The sequence below is a fragment of the Paenarthrobacter sp. NPDC090522 genome (genome assembly GCF_044769225.1).
GTDB lineage: Bacteria > Actinomycetota > Actinomycetes > Actinomycetales > Micrococcaceae > Arthrobacter.
In genome coordinates this window covers 43,751-58,864 of the sequence record NZ_JBIVXL010000005.1, presented here as the reverse complement: position 1 = coordinate 58,864, position 15,114 = coordinate 43,751, and the positions used below count along the sequence as shown (strand labels likewise).

The following is a 15,114-nucleotide window of genomic DNA, read 5'->3' as shown; positions in this document are numbered from 1 at the left end:
TCCCAGACCGGCACCCAACTGGGTCGCATTTAAGCGCGTTTTGAGCCCTCAAAACGCGCACAAATGCGACCCAGTTGGGTTAAGTTGGCGCAGGGTTAAGCGGACTTGCGGGCTGCGCGTTCCACGGCTTTGCGGGAAAGGTGGCCGTGGCCTGCCATGAGTCGCGGGACCACCACATACACGGCCAGCGGGACCACGAGCGCCGTCAACAGCAGGGCGCGGAACACCGGGTGCCACGGTTCCATGATCGGGCCGAGGGCGAGCATGCCGATCGAAACCAGCGGGAAGATCGCGAGCCAGGTGATGAGGGCGCGAGTGTGGATCGAGGGCATCGGTGGACGGGCCGGCGCGGCGGCGGGTACGGCAGTGGTTTCGGGTGAGGCAGGGGCGGTCATCGGATTCTCCAACCAGATAGTTGCAATTGGCTTGGGACTACCATAACCGGGCCTCCAAGCAATTACAACCACTTGGTTGGAAACTGGTAATATGACCCTATGGCGTGGGACACAGAGCGGACCAAGGGACTATTGCTGGAGGCGGCAACGTCAGAGTTCTGCGCCCGCGGTTTGGCGGGTGCGCGCATTGACCGGATTGCCTCCGAGGCCGGGGTCAACAAGGAGCGGATCTACCAGTACTTCGGCAACAAGAACGCCCTCTTCGACGCCGTCATCGTCAACGCCCTGAGCACGCTGATGGACGAGGTCCCCATCGAAGGCACGGGTCCCGAGGCGATGGCCGACTACGCCGGGCGACTCTTCGACCATCACCAAAAGGACGCCACCGCTCCACGGCTCCTGTTCTGGGAGGGCCTCGAACGGGGAACCGAGGTGGTGGGACTGCCCAAGCGGATGGCCAATTGCGCTTCCAAAGTGAACAGCACCATCGCCGCCCTCCCGGGAGTCTCCAGGGAGGATGCCGGAGACCTCCTCATCACCATCGTGAGCCTCTGCGACTCCGCCCCCGTATTGCCCGCGCTGGACGGCCTGATGGCTGGCGATGAGCCGGGCAGGGCGCAGAAGCGGCGTTCCGCCGTCGTACGGACCGTCTACCTGGCTGCCTCCGCGCTTGCCGCCGAAGCAGCGGAGAGTACCCCGGTTTCCCAGGGTCCACTACCACTTGTCACCCCGTATGACAGATCAGTCACTGAAAATGACTGTCGTGTGGACTAACCCACTAGCCAAGCAGGGGTTCCATGAATCATGCTTGCACCATGTACTCAACGACGAGCCCATACCGCATCATTACGGTCTGCACCGGAAACATCTGCCGCTCACCCATGGCAGCACTCATGCTGGCCGAAGCCTTCGAAGCGGAAGGGCTCGGCGACCTGGTTGAAGTGGACTCCGCAGGCACCACAGGGTACGAGGTGGGACACCCCATCGACCCCCGCGCAGCCCGCGTTCTGGCAGCCCAACACATAGCCTCCGAGGACCATGTTGCCAGGGAATGGCGGCGCGAATGGTTCTCCGAACGCGACCTCATCCTTGCGCTGGACGTTGACCATTTCGGCTGGCTCCAGGAAGGCGCACCGGACCACGAGTCGCTGGAAAGGGTGCGGATGTTGCGCAGCTTCGACCCCCTCATGGCAGGCCGGAGTTCCCTCGATTTGGGCATTGAGGACCCCTGGTACGGCGGCCATACCGACTTCGACAACACATGGACGCTCATCAAGGGCGCGCTGCCCGGAATCGTGCGCCATGTCAAGGCGGCGCTGGCCAACCAAGGAAGCGAGCACCAGCAGGTAACCTCTATGTCATGACCCCTGCACCCGTGATCATTGCTGTCGACGGGCGGTCCGGCGCAGGCAAAACAACGCTCGCCGTCGAGTTGGCCGCACGCCTTCGGGAGCACCACAAGGTATCCCTGTTCCACCTCGAAGACATCTACCCGGGATGGAACGGGCTGGCAACGGGCATCGAACGTTATGTGGACACCGTCCTTGTGCCGCTCCGTGACGGGCAGGCCGCCGAATGGGTCAGCTGGGACTGGGAAAACCACGCAGACGGTCGGGCGCAGGTCACCCTGCCCGCGGAAATCGTCATTGTGGAGGGCGTCGGGGCTTCCGCCGAAGCCGCCCGCCCCATGCTGGACGCCGTCGTGTGGGTGGAATCGCCGGGTGAGGACCGCCGTCGTCGGGCGTTGGACCGGGACGGCGGCACCTACGAGCCATTCTGGGACACGTGGGCCGCGCAGGAAGACGCCTGGCTCACCGCCGATCCCGTGGCCGAGGCCGCAGACATCCGCGTGCAGAACTCTGCCGACGGCAGCGCACCCACCGACGTCCTGCAGGCCATGACATACCTTTCACCGCTGGCCCGCCTCCTTTCACCGGAGCTGAGCGCCCGGCGCGGCCTCCAGCTCCGATCAGAGATGATCCCGGCCTCCCCTGATGCCGAGGCGCTGTTCCACGAGTTGTACGGTTCCTCGGACAACGCCGTCTGGCTGGACTCCTCCAACGCGGCGACGGCCATCACCGGTGGAACGCAGGCCGCCACACGCAGCCGCTTCAGCATCCTCGCGGACGACGGCGGGACCTTCGGCCAGTCGGTACAGCACCAATCCGGGACTACTTTGGTGACGGCCGGTTCGGCGACAGTCCGCACCTCCGGCCCGTTCTTCCGCTGGCTGGATACGGTCTGGGGCCGCCGCGCTGTGCGGTCCCCCGAGGGCTACGACTGCCAGTTCACACTCGGCTGGCTCGGCTACCTCGGCTACGAACTTAAACGGGAATCGGGCGGAAACGATGTCCGCTCAGACACTCCTGACGCTGCTCTGCTCTTCGCCGGACGCGCCGTGGTCCTGGATCACCGGGAGCACACCGCATGGCTGCTCGCCCTGGAAGCGCCCGACGCCGATGCCTGGTTCAGCGCGGCCCGCACCGCCGTCGCGGCTGCTTCATCAGGACACGGCGGGGGTGTGCATCCAGCCACGGTCCATCCAGGCCACGGACGGCGTGCGGCCGGCGTCCCGATAGAGCCAGGCGGCCAGGCCGCCGTCGTGGTTTCTGCGGTCGAGTGCCGCGACTCCGCCACCGACTACAAGCGCAAGATCGTCGAAGCCCAGCATGAAATAGGCGAGGGCAACTCGTACGAAATCTGCCTCACCACCACGCTTGAGGCGTCGGCGGGAGAGCTGGATCCGTGGCAGGCCTACCTGGCATTGCGGCGCCGGAACCCGGCACCGTTCGCCAGCTTCCTGCGGTTCGGCGGCCTGGCGATTGCCAGCACCTCTCCAGAACGCTTCCTGCGGATCCTGTCCGACGGCGGCATGCGCGCCGAACCGATCAAGGGCACCCGCCGCCGGTCCACCGATGACGGCGAAGACATCCGTTTGCGGCACGAGTTGGAAGCCTCGCTGAAGGACCGGGCCGAGAACATCATGATCGTGGACCTCCTGCGCAACGACCTCAGCCACTACGCAGTCCCAGGTTCCGTGACGGTGAGCCGGCTCTGCGCGATCGAAAGCTACGCCACGGTGCACCAGATGGTCAGCACCATCGACGCCCAGCTGAGGCCCGGAGCTCCCCGCGCCGAAGCCGTGGCCGCCGCGTTCCCCGCCGGTTCCATGACGGGTGCGCCGAAGATCAGCACCATGGATATCCTCGACCGCTTGGAGGCCGGCCCACGCGGGGTCTACTCGGGCGCCGTGGGCTATTTCTCGATGAACGCCGCAACGGACCTCGCGGTGGTGATCCGCACCTTGGTGGTCAACCCCGACGGCGGTGGCGGACGCACGCTGAGCCTGGGGGTTGGCGGTGCCATCACGGCCGATTCCACCCCGGACGACGAGTACGAGGAAATCCGGACCAAGGCGTTTGGCGTGCTGTCTACCTTGGGTGCCGACTTCCCCTCCTAGCGGGATACCGGGCTACTGCAGGGTCGCGGTCAGCCTCGCCACGTTATCCACATACTTGGCCAGCGGGGGCCTGTGCACCCAATCCTCGAGGGTAAGCTCACGGGACACCTCACGATACGTGGATTCCACGGCCCGCATGAGGTCCACGGTTTCGGAGCCCAGGAGCATCACTGAAACCTCCATGTTCAAGGAGAAGGAGCGCATGTCCATGTTGCTGGAACCCAGGACGGACACCTCGTCGTCGATGGTGAAGTGCTTGGCATGGAGGACATACGGGGCACGGTACAGGTAGATCCGGACCCCGGCGTCCAGGAGCGCCTCGTAGTAGGAGCGCTGGGCATGGTGGACCAGGAACTGATCGCCCTTCTCGGACACGAACAGCTCCACGTCCACTCCGCGCTGCGCAGCCGTCGTGATCGCGTAGAGCAGGGAATCGTCCGGCACGAAGTAGGGGCTGCAGATGGAAATCCGGTGCTGTGCCGAGTAGATCAGGGTGTTGAACAGGCGCAGGTTGTTCTCCGTTGAGAACCCGGGCCCACTCGGGATCACCTGTGCCGTGACATGCCCGGGGTTGGGCTCTGTGGGCAACCGCAGCTGGTCCTCCAACGACTCGTCGGTTTCGCTGAGCCAGTCCGTTGCGAAAACGACATTGAGCGTTGGGACGATCGGTCCTTCCAGGCGGGCCATGAGCTCCACCCATTTCCGTCCGGCCTTGCGGTGCTTGGGGTTGTTGTAGGACGGCTCAATCAGGTTCTGGGATCCGCTGAACGCGAGGACACCATCGATCACCAGGATCTTGCGGTGGTTACGCAGGTCCGGCCGGCGCCACTGGCCGTGGATGGGCAGCAGCGGCAGCATGGGCTTCCACTGGATCTTGCTGGCCTTGAGCCTTCGTACCAGGCGGCGGTACCCCTTGATGCGGAGCGTGCCGATGTGGTCGAAGAGCAGCCTGACAGTGACGCCCCGTTCTGCGGCTTTTTCCAGTTCCGTGAGGAGGCCGTCCGTCACGAAGTCGCTGCTCATGATGTAGAACTCGGCGTTGACGTAGCTCGTGGCACCTTTGATGGCCTCGGTCATCGCCTTGATGGATTCCTGGTAGCCGGGAATGAGCTCCACTTTGTTGCCGTCCACCATGGGCAATGAGCCGAGCCGATGATTCAGTTCGCTGGCAGACTTCACCCATTCCGGGCCGGAATACATGCTGGCCGGGTCCGCCAGCTCAGAGGTGACCGAACGTACCCGGTGGTTGACGGCTTCCTGTTGTTCCCGCCTGCGCTTGGACAACTTGAAGTTACCGAACAGCAGGAACAGGACAAAGCCCACGGATGGAACCAAAAAGACCGCAAGGAGCCAGGCCATGGCCGTTGTTGGGCGCCGGTTGCCCGGGATGATGCCCAGCAGGACGATGCGCATGATGACTTCCGCGATGGCCCACACGCCCAGAAGCCACGTCCACTCAGGGCCAAGCGGAAACGGAAAAAGCACTCGAGAAACCCCCACGGTCCAACAACCAACGTTGATCACAGCCTATCCGCCCGCCCGCGCGGGACGGCGCCACTAAGCTGGGAACATGACTTCTCCAGCGCCGACGGTCCTCGTTTTCCTCGATCCTGCCTTCGAAAACGGCCGGATTGCCGATTCCAGCCAACCCCAACTCATGGCTACGGACCTGGGAGCGACCCGCGGCGACGGAGTCTTTGAATCGCTCCTTGCAGTCCAGGGCCACCCGCGCAAAGTCCAGGCGCATCTGAACCGTTTGGGCAGTTCGGCAGCTGCACTGGACTTGGCCCTTCCGGACCAGGAATCGTGGCGCAAGGCCATCGGGACCGCGATCACCGAGTTCCGCTCCACGCATCCCGCTCCGACGCCGGAAGACGACGAGGTAGTCGTGAAGCTGCTGGTCACCCGGGGTGTGGAAGGCGCCACGAGTCCCACCTGCTGGGTCCAGGCTTCGCCCTCACCTGCGGGCAGCCGCCGGCAGCGCGAGACGGGTATCGACGTCGTTCTTCTTGATCGTGGCTTCGACACCGAAGCCGGCGAGCGCGCGCCCTGGCTGCTGCTTGGCGCCAAGACGCTCTCGTATGCCGTGAATATGGCCGCCCTCCGTTACGCCCACAAACAGGGTGCGGACGACGCCATCTTCACCTCCACGGACGGCCGTGTCCTTGAGGGGCCGACGTCAACTGTTCTGCTGGCCCATGTGGAGACGATCGACGACGGCGACGGTTCAGCCCGCACGGTCCGTCGCCTGATCACGCCGCAACTGGACAGCGGCATCCTCCCGGGCACCTCGCAAGGTGCCTTGTTCGCGGCGGCGAAGGCTGCAGGCTGGGAGCTCGGCTACGGTCCGCTGGAGCCGCGGGACCTGTTCGACGCCGACGCTGTGTGGCTGATTTCCAGCATCCGGCTCATCGCGCCCGTAAACCACATCAATGGCAAGGAGATCGGCTCGCCGGCCATTCGCAAGCAACTGACGGCCGAACTCAACGAATTGTTCGCCGGCATCGAGTAGACCGTGGGTGAAGACTACCCGTTTGGAACCTAGCAGGCAGCAAGTAAAGTAATCGCTCGCATTACCTTTTGATGAGGAACTCTTATGCTCGGCGATGGCTGCCGCGTGCGTTCATTCGGGTTCCTTATCCTCCTTGAACTGGGTCGCCTTCCTGTGATGAACCTTGTTCTCGTGTTAGTTGGGTCACTCCCAGCTGGCGCTGCCTTCAGACTTTGCCGTCCAACTTCCCGGAGGGAATATGGGACTCAGCTCCCCCACGCAAGCCGAAACATCGGCAACCGAGGTGTCCTCGGAACAAGGCGCCTCCACCGCAGGCCTCCGCCGGTCCATGGAGGCCCGGCACCTGGTGATGATTGCCATGGGAGGCGTCATCGGTTCAGGCCTGTTCGTCAGTTCCGGCTACACCATCGCCACCGCCGGACCGCTGGGAGCCGTGATCGCGTTCCTCGTTGGCGCCTTGGTGGTCTACCTGGTGATGGCCTGCCTCGGGGAACTCGCCGTTGCGTTCCCCGTCTCCGGTGCCTTCCACATCTACGCTGCCCGGACCATCGGGCCTGCCACCGGTTTTGCGACGGCTTGGCTCTACTGGCTCTGCTGGGCCGTCGCCCTCGGTTCCGAATTCACTGCCGCCGGACTTCTGATGCAACGCTGGTTCCCCGGCGTCGACGTCTGGATCTGGTGCTTCGTCTTCGCTACCGTGCTCTTCACACTGAATGCCATTTCATCGCGTGTCTTTGGCGAATCTGAGTTCTGGTTCGCGCTGATCAAGGTTGCCGCCGTCGTCGGCCTGATCATCCTGGGCGGCGCGGCCCTGTTTGGCTTCCACCCGATGGCTGCCGGCGGCTATCCGTCCCTGACCGAGAACTTCTCCACGGACCTAGGGTTGTTCCCCAACGGTTTCACCGGCGTTTTCGTCACGTGCCTCGCCGTGTTCTACGCGTTCTCTGGCTCGGAACTGATCGGCGTCGCGGCCGGTGAAACGGCCGACCCCGCCAAGAACATTCCCAAAGCCATGCGCACCACCGTCATCCGGCTCCTGATCTTCTTCGTCGGCGCCATCACCGTCATCGCCGCTACCATCCCCTACGAGAAGGTCAGCGTAGACGAGAGCCCGTTCGTCACGGTCTTCTCCATGCTGGGCATTCCGTTCGCCGCCGACATCATGAACTTCGTGATCATCACGGCGTTGTTGTCGGCGGGCAACTGTGGACTCTTCTCCTGCGCCCGGATGCTGTTTTCCCTGGCCGACGAAGGCCACGCACCCAAGGCGTTCCGGAAACTGACCAAGCGTGGCATCCCGCTCGTGGCACTCTGTGTGAGCATGCTCGGTGGCCTGGCATCCCTGATCAGCAGCATCGTGGCTCCCGCAACGGTGTATTTGGTGCTGGTATCCATCGCCGGCTTCGCCACTGTAGGTGTATGGATGTCCATCGTGGCCTCGCATTTCATGTACCGGCGCACGTTTGTCCGAAACGGGGGCGACCCTTCCACACTCGCGTACCGGGCACCGTTGTTCCCGCTGGTGCCGATCGTGGCCTTCGCCCTCTGCGTTGTCTCGTTGGTGGGCATCGCGTTCGACCCCAACCAGGTGGCCGCCCTGCTGTTCGGCGTCCCCTTTGTTGGCGCCTGCTACGGCTTCTTCTACTTCAAGTACGGACGACGGCGGCAGCTCGCCCTGGTGGGTACGGAAAAGGACCTCGAGGCTGCGGCGAAGGACTAACTGGCCCTGACCTTCCAGGCTGCGGAAAGGACCCAGCAGGCTCCCAACCTTCCCGGCCACGGACAAGGACACAGCAGGCTCCCAACCTTCCCGGCCTAAACCAAGCTCTGCGAGCCTGGGCTTCCATCGCTGCGAAGCAGCCCCTGTGCAACCGTTCCAGGTTGCCCAGGGGCTGATCCTGTGTGAAGTAAGCTCACGACGCCTCGGGGGGTGTACCGCCCTTACTTCTTGGCCGCCCTGACGGGGTGCTCGCTCAGGATAGAGAGACGGTTGAAAGCGTTGATACCGATCGCCGCCATGCAGATGACGCTGATCTGCTCTTCCGAATAGTGCCCCCGCGCCTCTGCGAACAGCTCAGCGCTGGGCCGGGATGAGCTCATCCGGGTAATCTGCTCGGCCATCTTCATGGCCACAACCTCGGAGGGCTCGAACAGTGGGACTTCCCTGTACACGGCCACCAAGGACAGCCGCTGTTCTGTTTCGCCGTACTTCAAAGCCCGACGATGATGCAGGTCCAGGCAGAACGCACAGCCGTTGATCTGCGAACACAGGTAATTGATGAGCTCCAAGGTTCGGCGCGGGATGCCGATGCGGTCGGCTTCGTCAACCAACTGCTGGGAGTAGTGGGTGAGCGTCGCATAGAGCTCGGGTTGGTGCTTGTCCAGATAACCGGCAAGGCGCGGCGTTGTTTCCTGTTCGGGCATATTTGGAGCTTAATGCACAGGCCAGCGAGAGAGCGTCGGCGAAAACCGGGCGGGAGGTGAGAGAGCGTCCGCAGGAACGGGCGGTTAGGTGAGAGAGCGTCGGCGAGAAGGGGGGATTCGGTGAGAGAGGGTCCTAGTTGCGGGGGTCGGGGGTGTCGGCGGCGAGGCGGATGTGGTTCTCGGCCAGCCACGACGGGTTGAAGGCCTTGCTCAGGTAGTTCGTGCCGGCGTCGGGGGCTATGGCCACCACCACGGAGCCGTGCGGCGCCGCGCGGGCCACCCGCAAAGCGGCAGCCACGGTGAGCCCGGACGACGGCCCCAGGGACAGTCCTTCCTCGTCGAGGAGCCGGTGGACCACGGTGTAGACCTCGTCGTTGGGGATGCGGAGGAAGCGGTCCACGATGGAGCGGTCGAAGGCTTTGGGCCACTCCGATTGCGGCCAGGAGTTGCCCACGCCGTCAACCAGGATCTCTCCGGGGTGCCCGCCACTGTAGGCGGATCCATAGGGATCGGCGCCGACCACTTCGACGTGACCGCCCGAGCGTAGGGCCGCTGCTTGTTCCTTCAGGTAACGCCCGTTGCCGCTGATGGTCCCGCCGGTCCCGATGCCCGCAACGAAGTGTGTGATCAGCCCACCGGTTTGTTCCCAGATCTCCGGCCCGGTGGTTTGGTAATGCGCCAAAGGGTTGGCCGGATTGTCGAACTGCATGGGCCGCCACGCACCGGGGGTCTCGGCCGTGATCCGGGCGGCCACTGCCCGGGCATTTTCCGGCGATTCCGAGGGCGCGTTCCAATCAGTCAGGATCACGCGGGCGCCATAGTTGTGCAGCGCGGCGAGTTTCTCCTCGGAAATGGTGTCCCCGGTAACCACCACCACCGGATGCCCGGTCAGGTGTCCGATCAACGCAAGGCCAATCCCCGTGTTGCCGGACGTGCTTTCCACAATGGTGGCTCCGGGCCGCAGTTCACCGGATCTCTCGGCCGCCCTGACCATGCTCAGCGCGGTGCGGTCCTTGATGGACCCGCCCGGGTTCTCCGACTCAAGCTTGACGTGAATGCTGCTGCCCAGGCCCCTGCCAAGGTTCTCCAACTTCACCAATGGGGTATTTCCCACCTTGTCCAGTACGGAGGTATCGAGCCCGTCGGGCACCCCCATTGCAGCATGCACCCCGTGCCTGCGGGCTGCCGTGGTCACCATGTTCCTCCTCCTTCCGCTGGGACAACGCCAGTGTCCAGGTCACTGCGCACCTGGTCAGGCCTCTGCCCCTCCCATACCTCCGCCACTGCCTCGCGCAGCACCCGCCTCGCCCGTTCAACGAGTTCGGGCGCCGACGGCCGTTCTGCCAGCACATCGGCCAAGCGGCCGACGACGGCGGCAGTCCCCTTACCGAGCGGTTGTGCGGCTCCCGCTTCGAGCAGCAGGTATGACGCCGTCAGGGCTTCAATGGCCAGCAGTTTCTCCAAGGCGGCCAAGGACTTTTCGAGTTGCTGCAGGGCAAGTGGCGCCAGGGTCGAATGGTCTTCGACGTCGGCGGACAAGGTTGGCGCTCCAAGCGTGGCCGGAGCCGCGAGGAACTTGAGTTCGGCCAGCAGACCGGCCGCGGAGTACCACAGCAAACCGGGAAGCTCCTCCTGTGCCAGGCCGGATCCGGCGGCCGCGGCAGCCAGGTGCTTGGCCCGGATGGCACGCTGCGGCGGATACAGCTTGGCGATCCGGCGTTCGCTGGAGATCCCCACATGTGCCAAGGCCAGGCGAAGGCCTTCGAAGGACAAGGCAAGCTGCATCGGCTGGAAGTTCCCACCGGAGACCATCTGTCCGGACTCAAGGTCCACCAAGGGATTGTCGCCGCGGCCGTTCAACTCCACCTCGAGCGCCGAGCGAAGCTGCGCAACCAAGGCCCGGAACGCTCCGTGTGTTTGCGGCGCGGCCCTGAAGGACAGGGCGTCCTGCACGGAAACCTCGGGACGGACGTCTTCCAGCCACCCGCCACTCAAAAGCCGACGGACAGCGGCAGCCGATTCGCGCTGCCCGTCCACCGCCTTGGCCGCCTGGATTGCCGGCGAAAAGGGACTAAGGTTCCCGCCGCCGTCGTACCTTGCAGTGGTTTCCAGGGACAACGCCAGCCCGACGTCGGCGAGCCGGGCCAGCTGCTGCAGCCGAACCAAGGCGAGCGCCCCGGCTCCCACCGAGTAGCTGTTGGCACTGACCAGCGGGAGGGCCTCGCCGGCCGCGAGAGTGAGGGGCTGCAGGCCGGCGTCGGCGAGCGCTTTGGCGCCGGGCACCAGGGTGCCTTCGGCGTCGAAAGCTTCACCTTCACCGATGGCGACGGCGGCGACGGCGGCAAGCTGGGTCAGATCGGAAGAACCCACCGAGCCCTCGGACGGGATCGCGGGGTGCACCCCACGGTTCAGGAGTTCGGCGTAAAAGCCTGCTGTTTCGGGACGGACGCCGGAACCGCCGCGGCTGAAGCCGATGAGCCGGGCGAGGATCACTGCGCGGGCGGCGGCCCGGTCCAGGAAAGTGCCAACGCCGCTGTTGTGATACCTGACGACTTGTACTTGGTAGGCGAGTACTGACTTCTCCTCCACAGCCGTGTCACGGCCTGAGCCGAGCAACGTGTTGAGTCCGTAGACCCGCTGCCCAGACGCGGCCGTCTCTTCGACGATCTCCCGCGACCTGCCCATCAATGTCAACGCATCATGGTTGAGTTTCACGTGAAACGCCGGATCAGAGGCAACAAGGGCCAAGCGCTCAGGAGGCACAGCGGCGGTCCCGATCACCAGTTCATTGGGCAGGGGGGCCATGTCAGAAGTCCAGAAGGTTCTGGCGGAAACCACCGCTGCCGTAACTGCTCCTCAACAGCCCGCGGCGCCGAAGCTCCGGGGTGAGTTTGTCCAGCACGGAGTGGACCGTCACCGGATCCACAAACCCGGAGAAGAGGAAGCCGTCACCGCCAACCGCTTCCCCGGTCTCTTCGAGGTAATCGGCGATCTGCCCGGCAGTGCCGATGATCGAGTCTCCGGCTCCCCCGCTGCGGGCCTGCAGGATCTGGCGCAACGTGGACCCTGGAGGGGCTGCCTTGGAGAAGTGTTCCAGTGTTCCCTGGTTGCTGTTGGTGCTCAGGGTGGGGAGGGGCTCGTCGAGGTCGAACTTCTTGAAGTCGATCACCGAGAGGTAGGAGATCGAGTTGAGTTGGCTGTCGATATCCCGTTGTGTGAGCTCCCGGCGCTGCGCCCTCAGTACCTCCGCCTCTGCAGTGGACCCCACCACGGTGGGCTTGAGGACGAAAAGGACCTTGACGTCGTCGGGGTTCCTGCCCGCCTTCGCAGCCTCGGCGCGGATCGAATCCCGGTAGGCCTTCATCCCGTCCACCCCGCGGGCCAAGGCAATCGCCACATCGGCGTGTCCGCCGGCGAACGCCTTGCCACGGGGCGAAGCACCGGCCTGGACCAGGACGGGTTCCTCCGGCAGCGGCGCGGTGTTCAGCGGCCCACGGACCTTGAAGAAGTCGCCCTGGTGGTTGATCGGGTGAACCTTGGTGTGGTCCGCGAACCTGCCGGCCTCCACGTCCTCAAGCACAGCGCCAGGTTCCCAACTGCGCCACAGCCGCCTGACGACGTCGACGAACTCCTCAGCCTTCTCATACCGCAGGTCGTGCTCGATCTGTTGGTCAAGGCCATAGTTCTGGGCGGCAAGGTCGCTGCCCGAAGTGACGACATTCCACCCGAGCTGCCCCTCGGAGAAGTGCTGGAGCGTGGCGAGGAGCCGCGCCGCGGTGAAGGGCGGGTAGAAGGAGGCGCTGACGGTCGGAACAATCCCCAGGTGCTGCGTGGCCGAGAGCAGGTACGGAACCAGGGCCAGGGGGTCGTGTTTGGGCGCGAAGGATGCGTGGGCCAAGGACACCTCGGCGGTGCCGCCGTAAGTATCCGGAACGGTGAGGGAATCCTCGATGATGAACAGGTCCAGCCCGGATCGCTCGAAGGCCCTGACGGCCTCCTGGTACAGCGCGGGTTTCTTCCAGTCGTAACCCAGGCCGTAGCCGGGCGTCCCCCAGCCTTGGACTCCGAATCCGTGGCCCACGAACCATCCAAAATGAAGCATGGGCTTGAGTGTAGAACTGCTGTGTCCGTTCACCGCGACCTGATTTCATGCGAAGTTACAGGGGGTCGTACTGCGTCAATTATGCTCCCGCTGCGTCACATTTGGACCCCGTTCGGCCCGCCCCGGGGAGGCGCCGGTTACGCAACATGACGACGGCGGTGCAGTCGCCAAATGCGGCTTCCCGGCCGCGGATGTTACGTTTTTCTTGAGTAATGAGCACCAGCGTTAAGCCCTGACTTGCTGGTCGGCAACCCTCTCCCGCGGCGGGGTGCCTCAGGTGACTACTCGGCGTCTTCGAACTTCGAACTGCAAGCGTGACTGAGGAGCACCACGAATGCCTGAACCCACTGAAGAAAAACTCTCCTACCGCCTGATCACGGGTCCTGATACCCGTGACTTCTGCGAACGGATCTCCGCTGCTTTGGCCGAGGGCTACGTGCTGCACGGCAGCCCGGCGGCCACGTTCAACGGCGAAACTGTCATCGTGGCGCAGGCCGTGATCCTGCCCGCTGCGGTAGCCAGTTCGGACGCAGCTGTTGCGAGCGCCGTGGACGAGTTGGACAACTACGAGGAAGCATTCGAGGGCCACGCATGAGCTACGCAGGTGACCTGACCCCGCAGGACGCGTGGGCAAAACTTGAAGACGGCGCCATCCTGGTGGACGTGCGCACCGAGGGCGAATGGGCCCACATCGGTATTCCGGACACGAAGGCCACGGAGAACGATCCCCTGTTCATCCAGTGGAACCTCGCCGGCGGCATCCCGAACTCCCGCTTCCTGGAGGACCTGCAACAGCAGGCCCCCGAGGGCGACGGCGTGGAACTCGTTTTCATCTGCCGTTCCGGCCAGCGCTCCATCGCTGCTGCCATCGCCGCTACTCAGGCCGGCTTTACGGCCTACAACGTCCTTGAAGGCTTTGAGGGCGAACCCGACCGTTATGGCGAACGCACCGTCAACGGCTGGAAGAACCGTGGCCTGCCGACCAACCTTGGGAACGACTAAAAGTGACTTTTAATCCTGACGCCGCCGGCTGGAGCCCTGACACCCAGGCCGTCCGCGGTGGCCTTGACCGTACCAACTTCCAGGAAACCGCAGAACCGGTTTTCCTGAACTCCGGGTTCGTCTACGAATCCGCTGCCGCCGCGGAACGCGCCTTCACGGGCGAAGACGAGCGCTTCGTCTACTCCCGCTACGGCAACCCGACTGTGGCCACCTTCCAGGAACGCCTGAGACTGCTGGAAGGAACCGAGGCATGCTTCGCGACGGCGTCCGGCATGTCCGCGGTCTTCACTGCCTTGGGTGCCTTGCTGGGTGCCGGTGACCGTGTGGTTGCCGCCCGCTCACTGTTCGGCTCCTGTTTTGTGATCCTCAATGAGATCCTGCCGCGCTGGGGCGTGGAGACCGTTTTCGTTGACGGACCGGACCTGGACCAGTGGCGTGCTGCCCTGTCCGAGCCGACCACGGCCGTCTTCTTCGAGTCCCCGTCCAACCCGATGCAGGAAATCGTGGACATCCAGGCCGTCAGCGAACTGGCCCACGCCGCCGGGGCAACAGTCGTCGTCGACAATGTCTTTGCCACTCCCCTGCTGCAGCGCTGTGGCGACCTGGGCGCGGACGTGATTGTCTACTCCGGCACCAAGCACATTGACGGCCAGGGGCGCGTCATGGGCGGGGCGATCCTGGGCACCAAGGAATTCATCGATGGCCCGGTCAAGCAGCTCATGCGCCACACCGGACCCTCCCTTTCCTCGTTCAACGCGTGGGTGCTCACCAAGGGCCTCGAAACCATCGGGCTGCGCGTGAACCACAGCTCGGCTTCCGCGCTGAAGATCGCCGAGTGGCTCGAGCAGCAGCCGGCCATCAGCTGGGTCAAGTACCCGCTCCTGAAGTCGCACCCGCAGTACGAGCTCGCCACCAAGCAGATGAAGGCCGGCGGAACCGTGCTCACGTTCGAGCTCTCGCCGTCCGGTGGCCGGACGGCCAAGGAAGCAGCTTTCGCGCTCCTGGACGGGCTGAGCGTCATCGACATCTCCAACAACCTGGGCGACTCCAAGTCCCTCATCACCCACCCGGCCACCACCACGCACCGCGCCATGGGACCGGAGGGTCGCGCAGCGATCGGGTTGAGCGATGGCGTGGTCCGGTTGTCCGTCGGTCTTGAGGACGTGGACGATCTCATCCTGGATCTGGAGAAGGCCCTCAAACAGGTCTAATCTTCATG

Annotated in this window: 14 protein-coding genes and 1 riboswitch; of the genes, 8 read left to right on the top strand and 6 right to left on the bottom strand. The window is 64.4% G+C overall.

Annotated features, from left to right (window positions below; all coding sequences use genetic code 11):
- Positions 1 to 95: 95 nt before the first annotated feature.
- The gene (locus tag ACIQT2_RS07570) at positions 96 to 395 is read right to left on the bottom strand and encodes a hypothetical protein (RefSeq protein WP_402945095.1); all 300 of its coding nucleotides are present in this window, start codon (positions 393 to 395) and stop codon (positions 96 to 98) included.
- A gap of 99 nt (positions 396 to 494) precedes the next feature.
- Here ACIQT2_RS07570 and ACIQT2_RS07565 point away from each other — a divergent pair, with 99 nt between their 5' ends.
- Genes ACIQT2_RS07565 through pabB form a run of 3 tightly spaced genes read left to right on the top strand, consistent with a single transcriptional unit; the run spans position 495 to position 3,855 of the window.
- Positions 495 to 1,169: a TetR/AcrR family transcriptional regulator gene (locus ACIQT2_RS07565; RefSeq protein ID WP_402945092.1), complete on the top strand. Its 675-nt coding sequence runs from the start codon at positions 495 to 497 to the stop codon at positions 1,167 to 1,169.
- 41 nt (positions 1,170 to 1,210) lie between these two features.
- Positions 1,211 to 1,759: a low molecular weight protein-tyrosine-phosphatase gene (locus ACIQT2_RS07560; RefSeq protein ID WP_397325691.1), complete on the top strand. Its 549-nt coding sequence runs from the start codon at positions 1,211 to 1,213 to the stop codon at positions 1,757 to 1,759.
- Complete coding sequence (gene pabB, locus ACIQT2_RS07555; protein WP_402945090.1) at positions 1,756 to 3,855, top strand: aminodeoxychorismate synthase component I; 2,100 nt, start codon at positions 1,756 to 1,758, stop codon at positions 3,853 to 3,855. Before ACIQT2_RS07560 ends, pabB begins: the two co-directional genes overlap by 4 nt.
- Positions 3,856 to 3,867: 12 nt before the next feature.
- Here pabB and cls read toward each other — a convergent pair whose 3' ends face one another.
- The gene (gene cls / locus ACIQT2_RS07550) at positions 3,868 to 5,340 is read right to left on the bottom strand and encodes a cardiolipin synthase (RefSeq protein WP_400337013.1); all 1,473 of its coding nucleotides are present in this window, start codon (positions 5,338 to 5,340) and stop codon (positions 3,868 to 3,870) included.
- An 85-nt stretch (positions 5,341 to 5,425) separates the two neighbouring features.
- On the opposite strand from cls, the gene ACIQT2_RS07545 reads away from it, so the two are divergent.
- Positions 5,426 to 6,367, top strand: a complete 942-nt coding sequence (locus ACIQT2_RS07545; RefSeq protein WP_402945087.1) for an aminodeoxychorismate lyase — start codon at positions 5,426 to 5,428, stop codon at positions 6,365 to 6,367.
- A gap of 238 nt (positions 6,368 to 6,605) precedes the next feature.
- Positions 6,606 to 8,087 (top strand): amino acid permease, encoded by a 1,482-nt coding sequence (locus ACIQT2_RS07540; RefSeq protein ID WP_402945085.1) that lies wholly within the window; start codon positions 6,606 to 6,608, stop codon positions 8,085 to 8,087.
- A gap of 221 nt (positions 8,088 to 8,308) precedes the next feature.
- Here the strand turns inward: ACIQT2_RS07540 and ACIQT2_RS07535 are convergent, their stop codons facing one another.
- The 4 genes from ACIQT2_RS07535 to ACIQT2_RS07520 all read right to left on the bottom strand — a co-directional run bounded on the left by ACIQT2_RS07535 (position 8,309) and on the right by ACIQT2_RS07520 (position 12,926).
- Positions 8,309 to 8,791, bottom strand: coding sequence for a carboxymuconolactone decarboxylase family protein (locus ACIQT2_RS07535; protein ID WP_402945082.1), 483 nt, complete (start codon positions 8,789 to 8,791; stop codon positions 8,309 to 8,311).
- Positions 8,792 to 8,924: 133 nt separating this feature from the next.
- Positions 8,925 to 9,989: a PLP-dependent cysteine synthase family protein gene (locus ACIQT2_RS07530; RefSeq protein WP_402945080.1), complete on the bottom strand. Its 1,065-nt coding sequence runs from the start codon at positions 9,987 to 9,989 to the stop codon at positions 8,925 to 8,927.
- A complete protein-coding gene (locus ACIQT2_RS07525) occupies positions 9,983 to 11,596 on the bottom strand; it encodes an aromatic amino acid ammonia-lyase (protein ID WP_402945077.1) in 1,614 nt (537 codons plus the stop codon). The genes ACIQT2_RS07530 and ACIQT2_RS07525 overlap by 7 nt, the downstream gene beginning before the upstream one ends.
- Position 11,597: 1 nt before the next feature.
- A complete protein-coding gene (locus ACIQT2_RS07520; RefSeq protein ID WP_402945074.1) occupies positions 11,598 to 12,926 on the bottom strand; it encodes an NtaA/DmoA family FMN-dependent monooxygenase in 1,329 nt (442 codons plus the stop codon).
- Between the two features lie 175 nt (positions 12,927 to 13,101).
- Positions 13,102 to 13,214: riboswitch (SAM riboswitch) on the top strand.
- 13 nt (positions 13,215 to 13,227) lie between these two features.
- Between ACIQT2_RS07520 and ACIQT2_RS07515 the strand changes: the two genes are divergently transcribed.
- From ACIQT2_RS07515 to ACIQT2_RS07505, 3 genes are read left to right on the top strand one after another with little or no spacing between them, the layout of a single operon-like run.
- Entirely contained in the window at positions 13,228 to 13,488 is a 261-nt protein-coding gene (locus ACIQT2_RS07515; RefSeq protein ID WP_400337027.1) for a DUF1737 domain-containing protein, read from the top strand.
- Positions 13,485 to 13,895, top strand: coding sequence for a rhodanese-like domain-containing protein (locus ACIQT2_RS07510; protein WP_397325702.1), 411 nt, complete (start codon positions 13,485 to 13,487; stop codon positions 13,893 to 13,895). The genes ACIQT2_RS07515 and ACIQT2_RS07510 overlap by 4 nt, the downstream gene beginning before the upstream one ends.
- Before the next feature lie 2 nt (positions 13,896 to 13,897).
- Positions 13,898 to 15,106 (top strand): O-succinylhomoserine sulfhydrylase, encoded by a 1,209-nt coding sequence (locus tag ACIQT2_RS07505; protein WP_400337029.1) that lies wholly within the window; start codon positions 13,898 to 13,900, stop codon positions 15,104 to 15,106.
- The last annotated feature ends 8 nt before the right edge of the window (positions 15,107 to 15,114 follow it).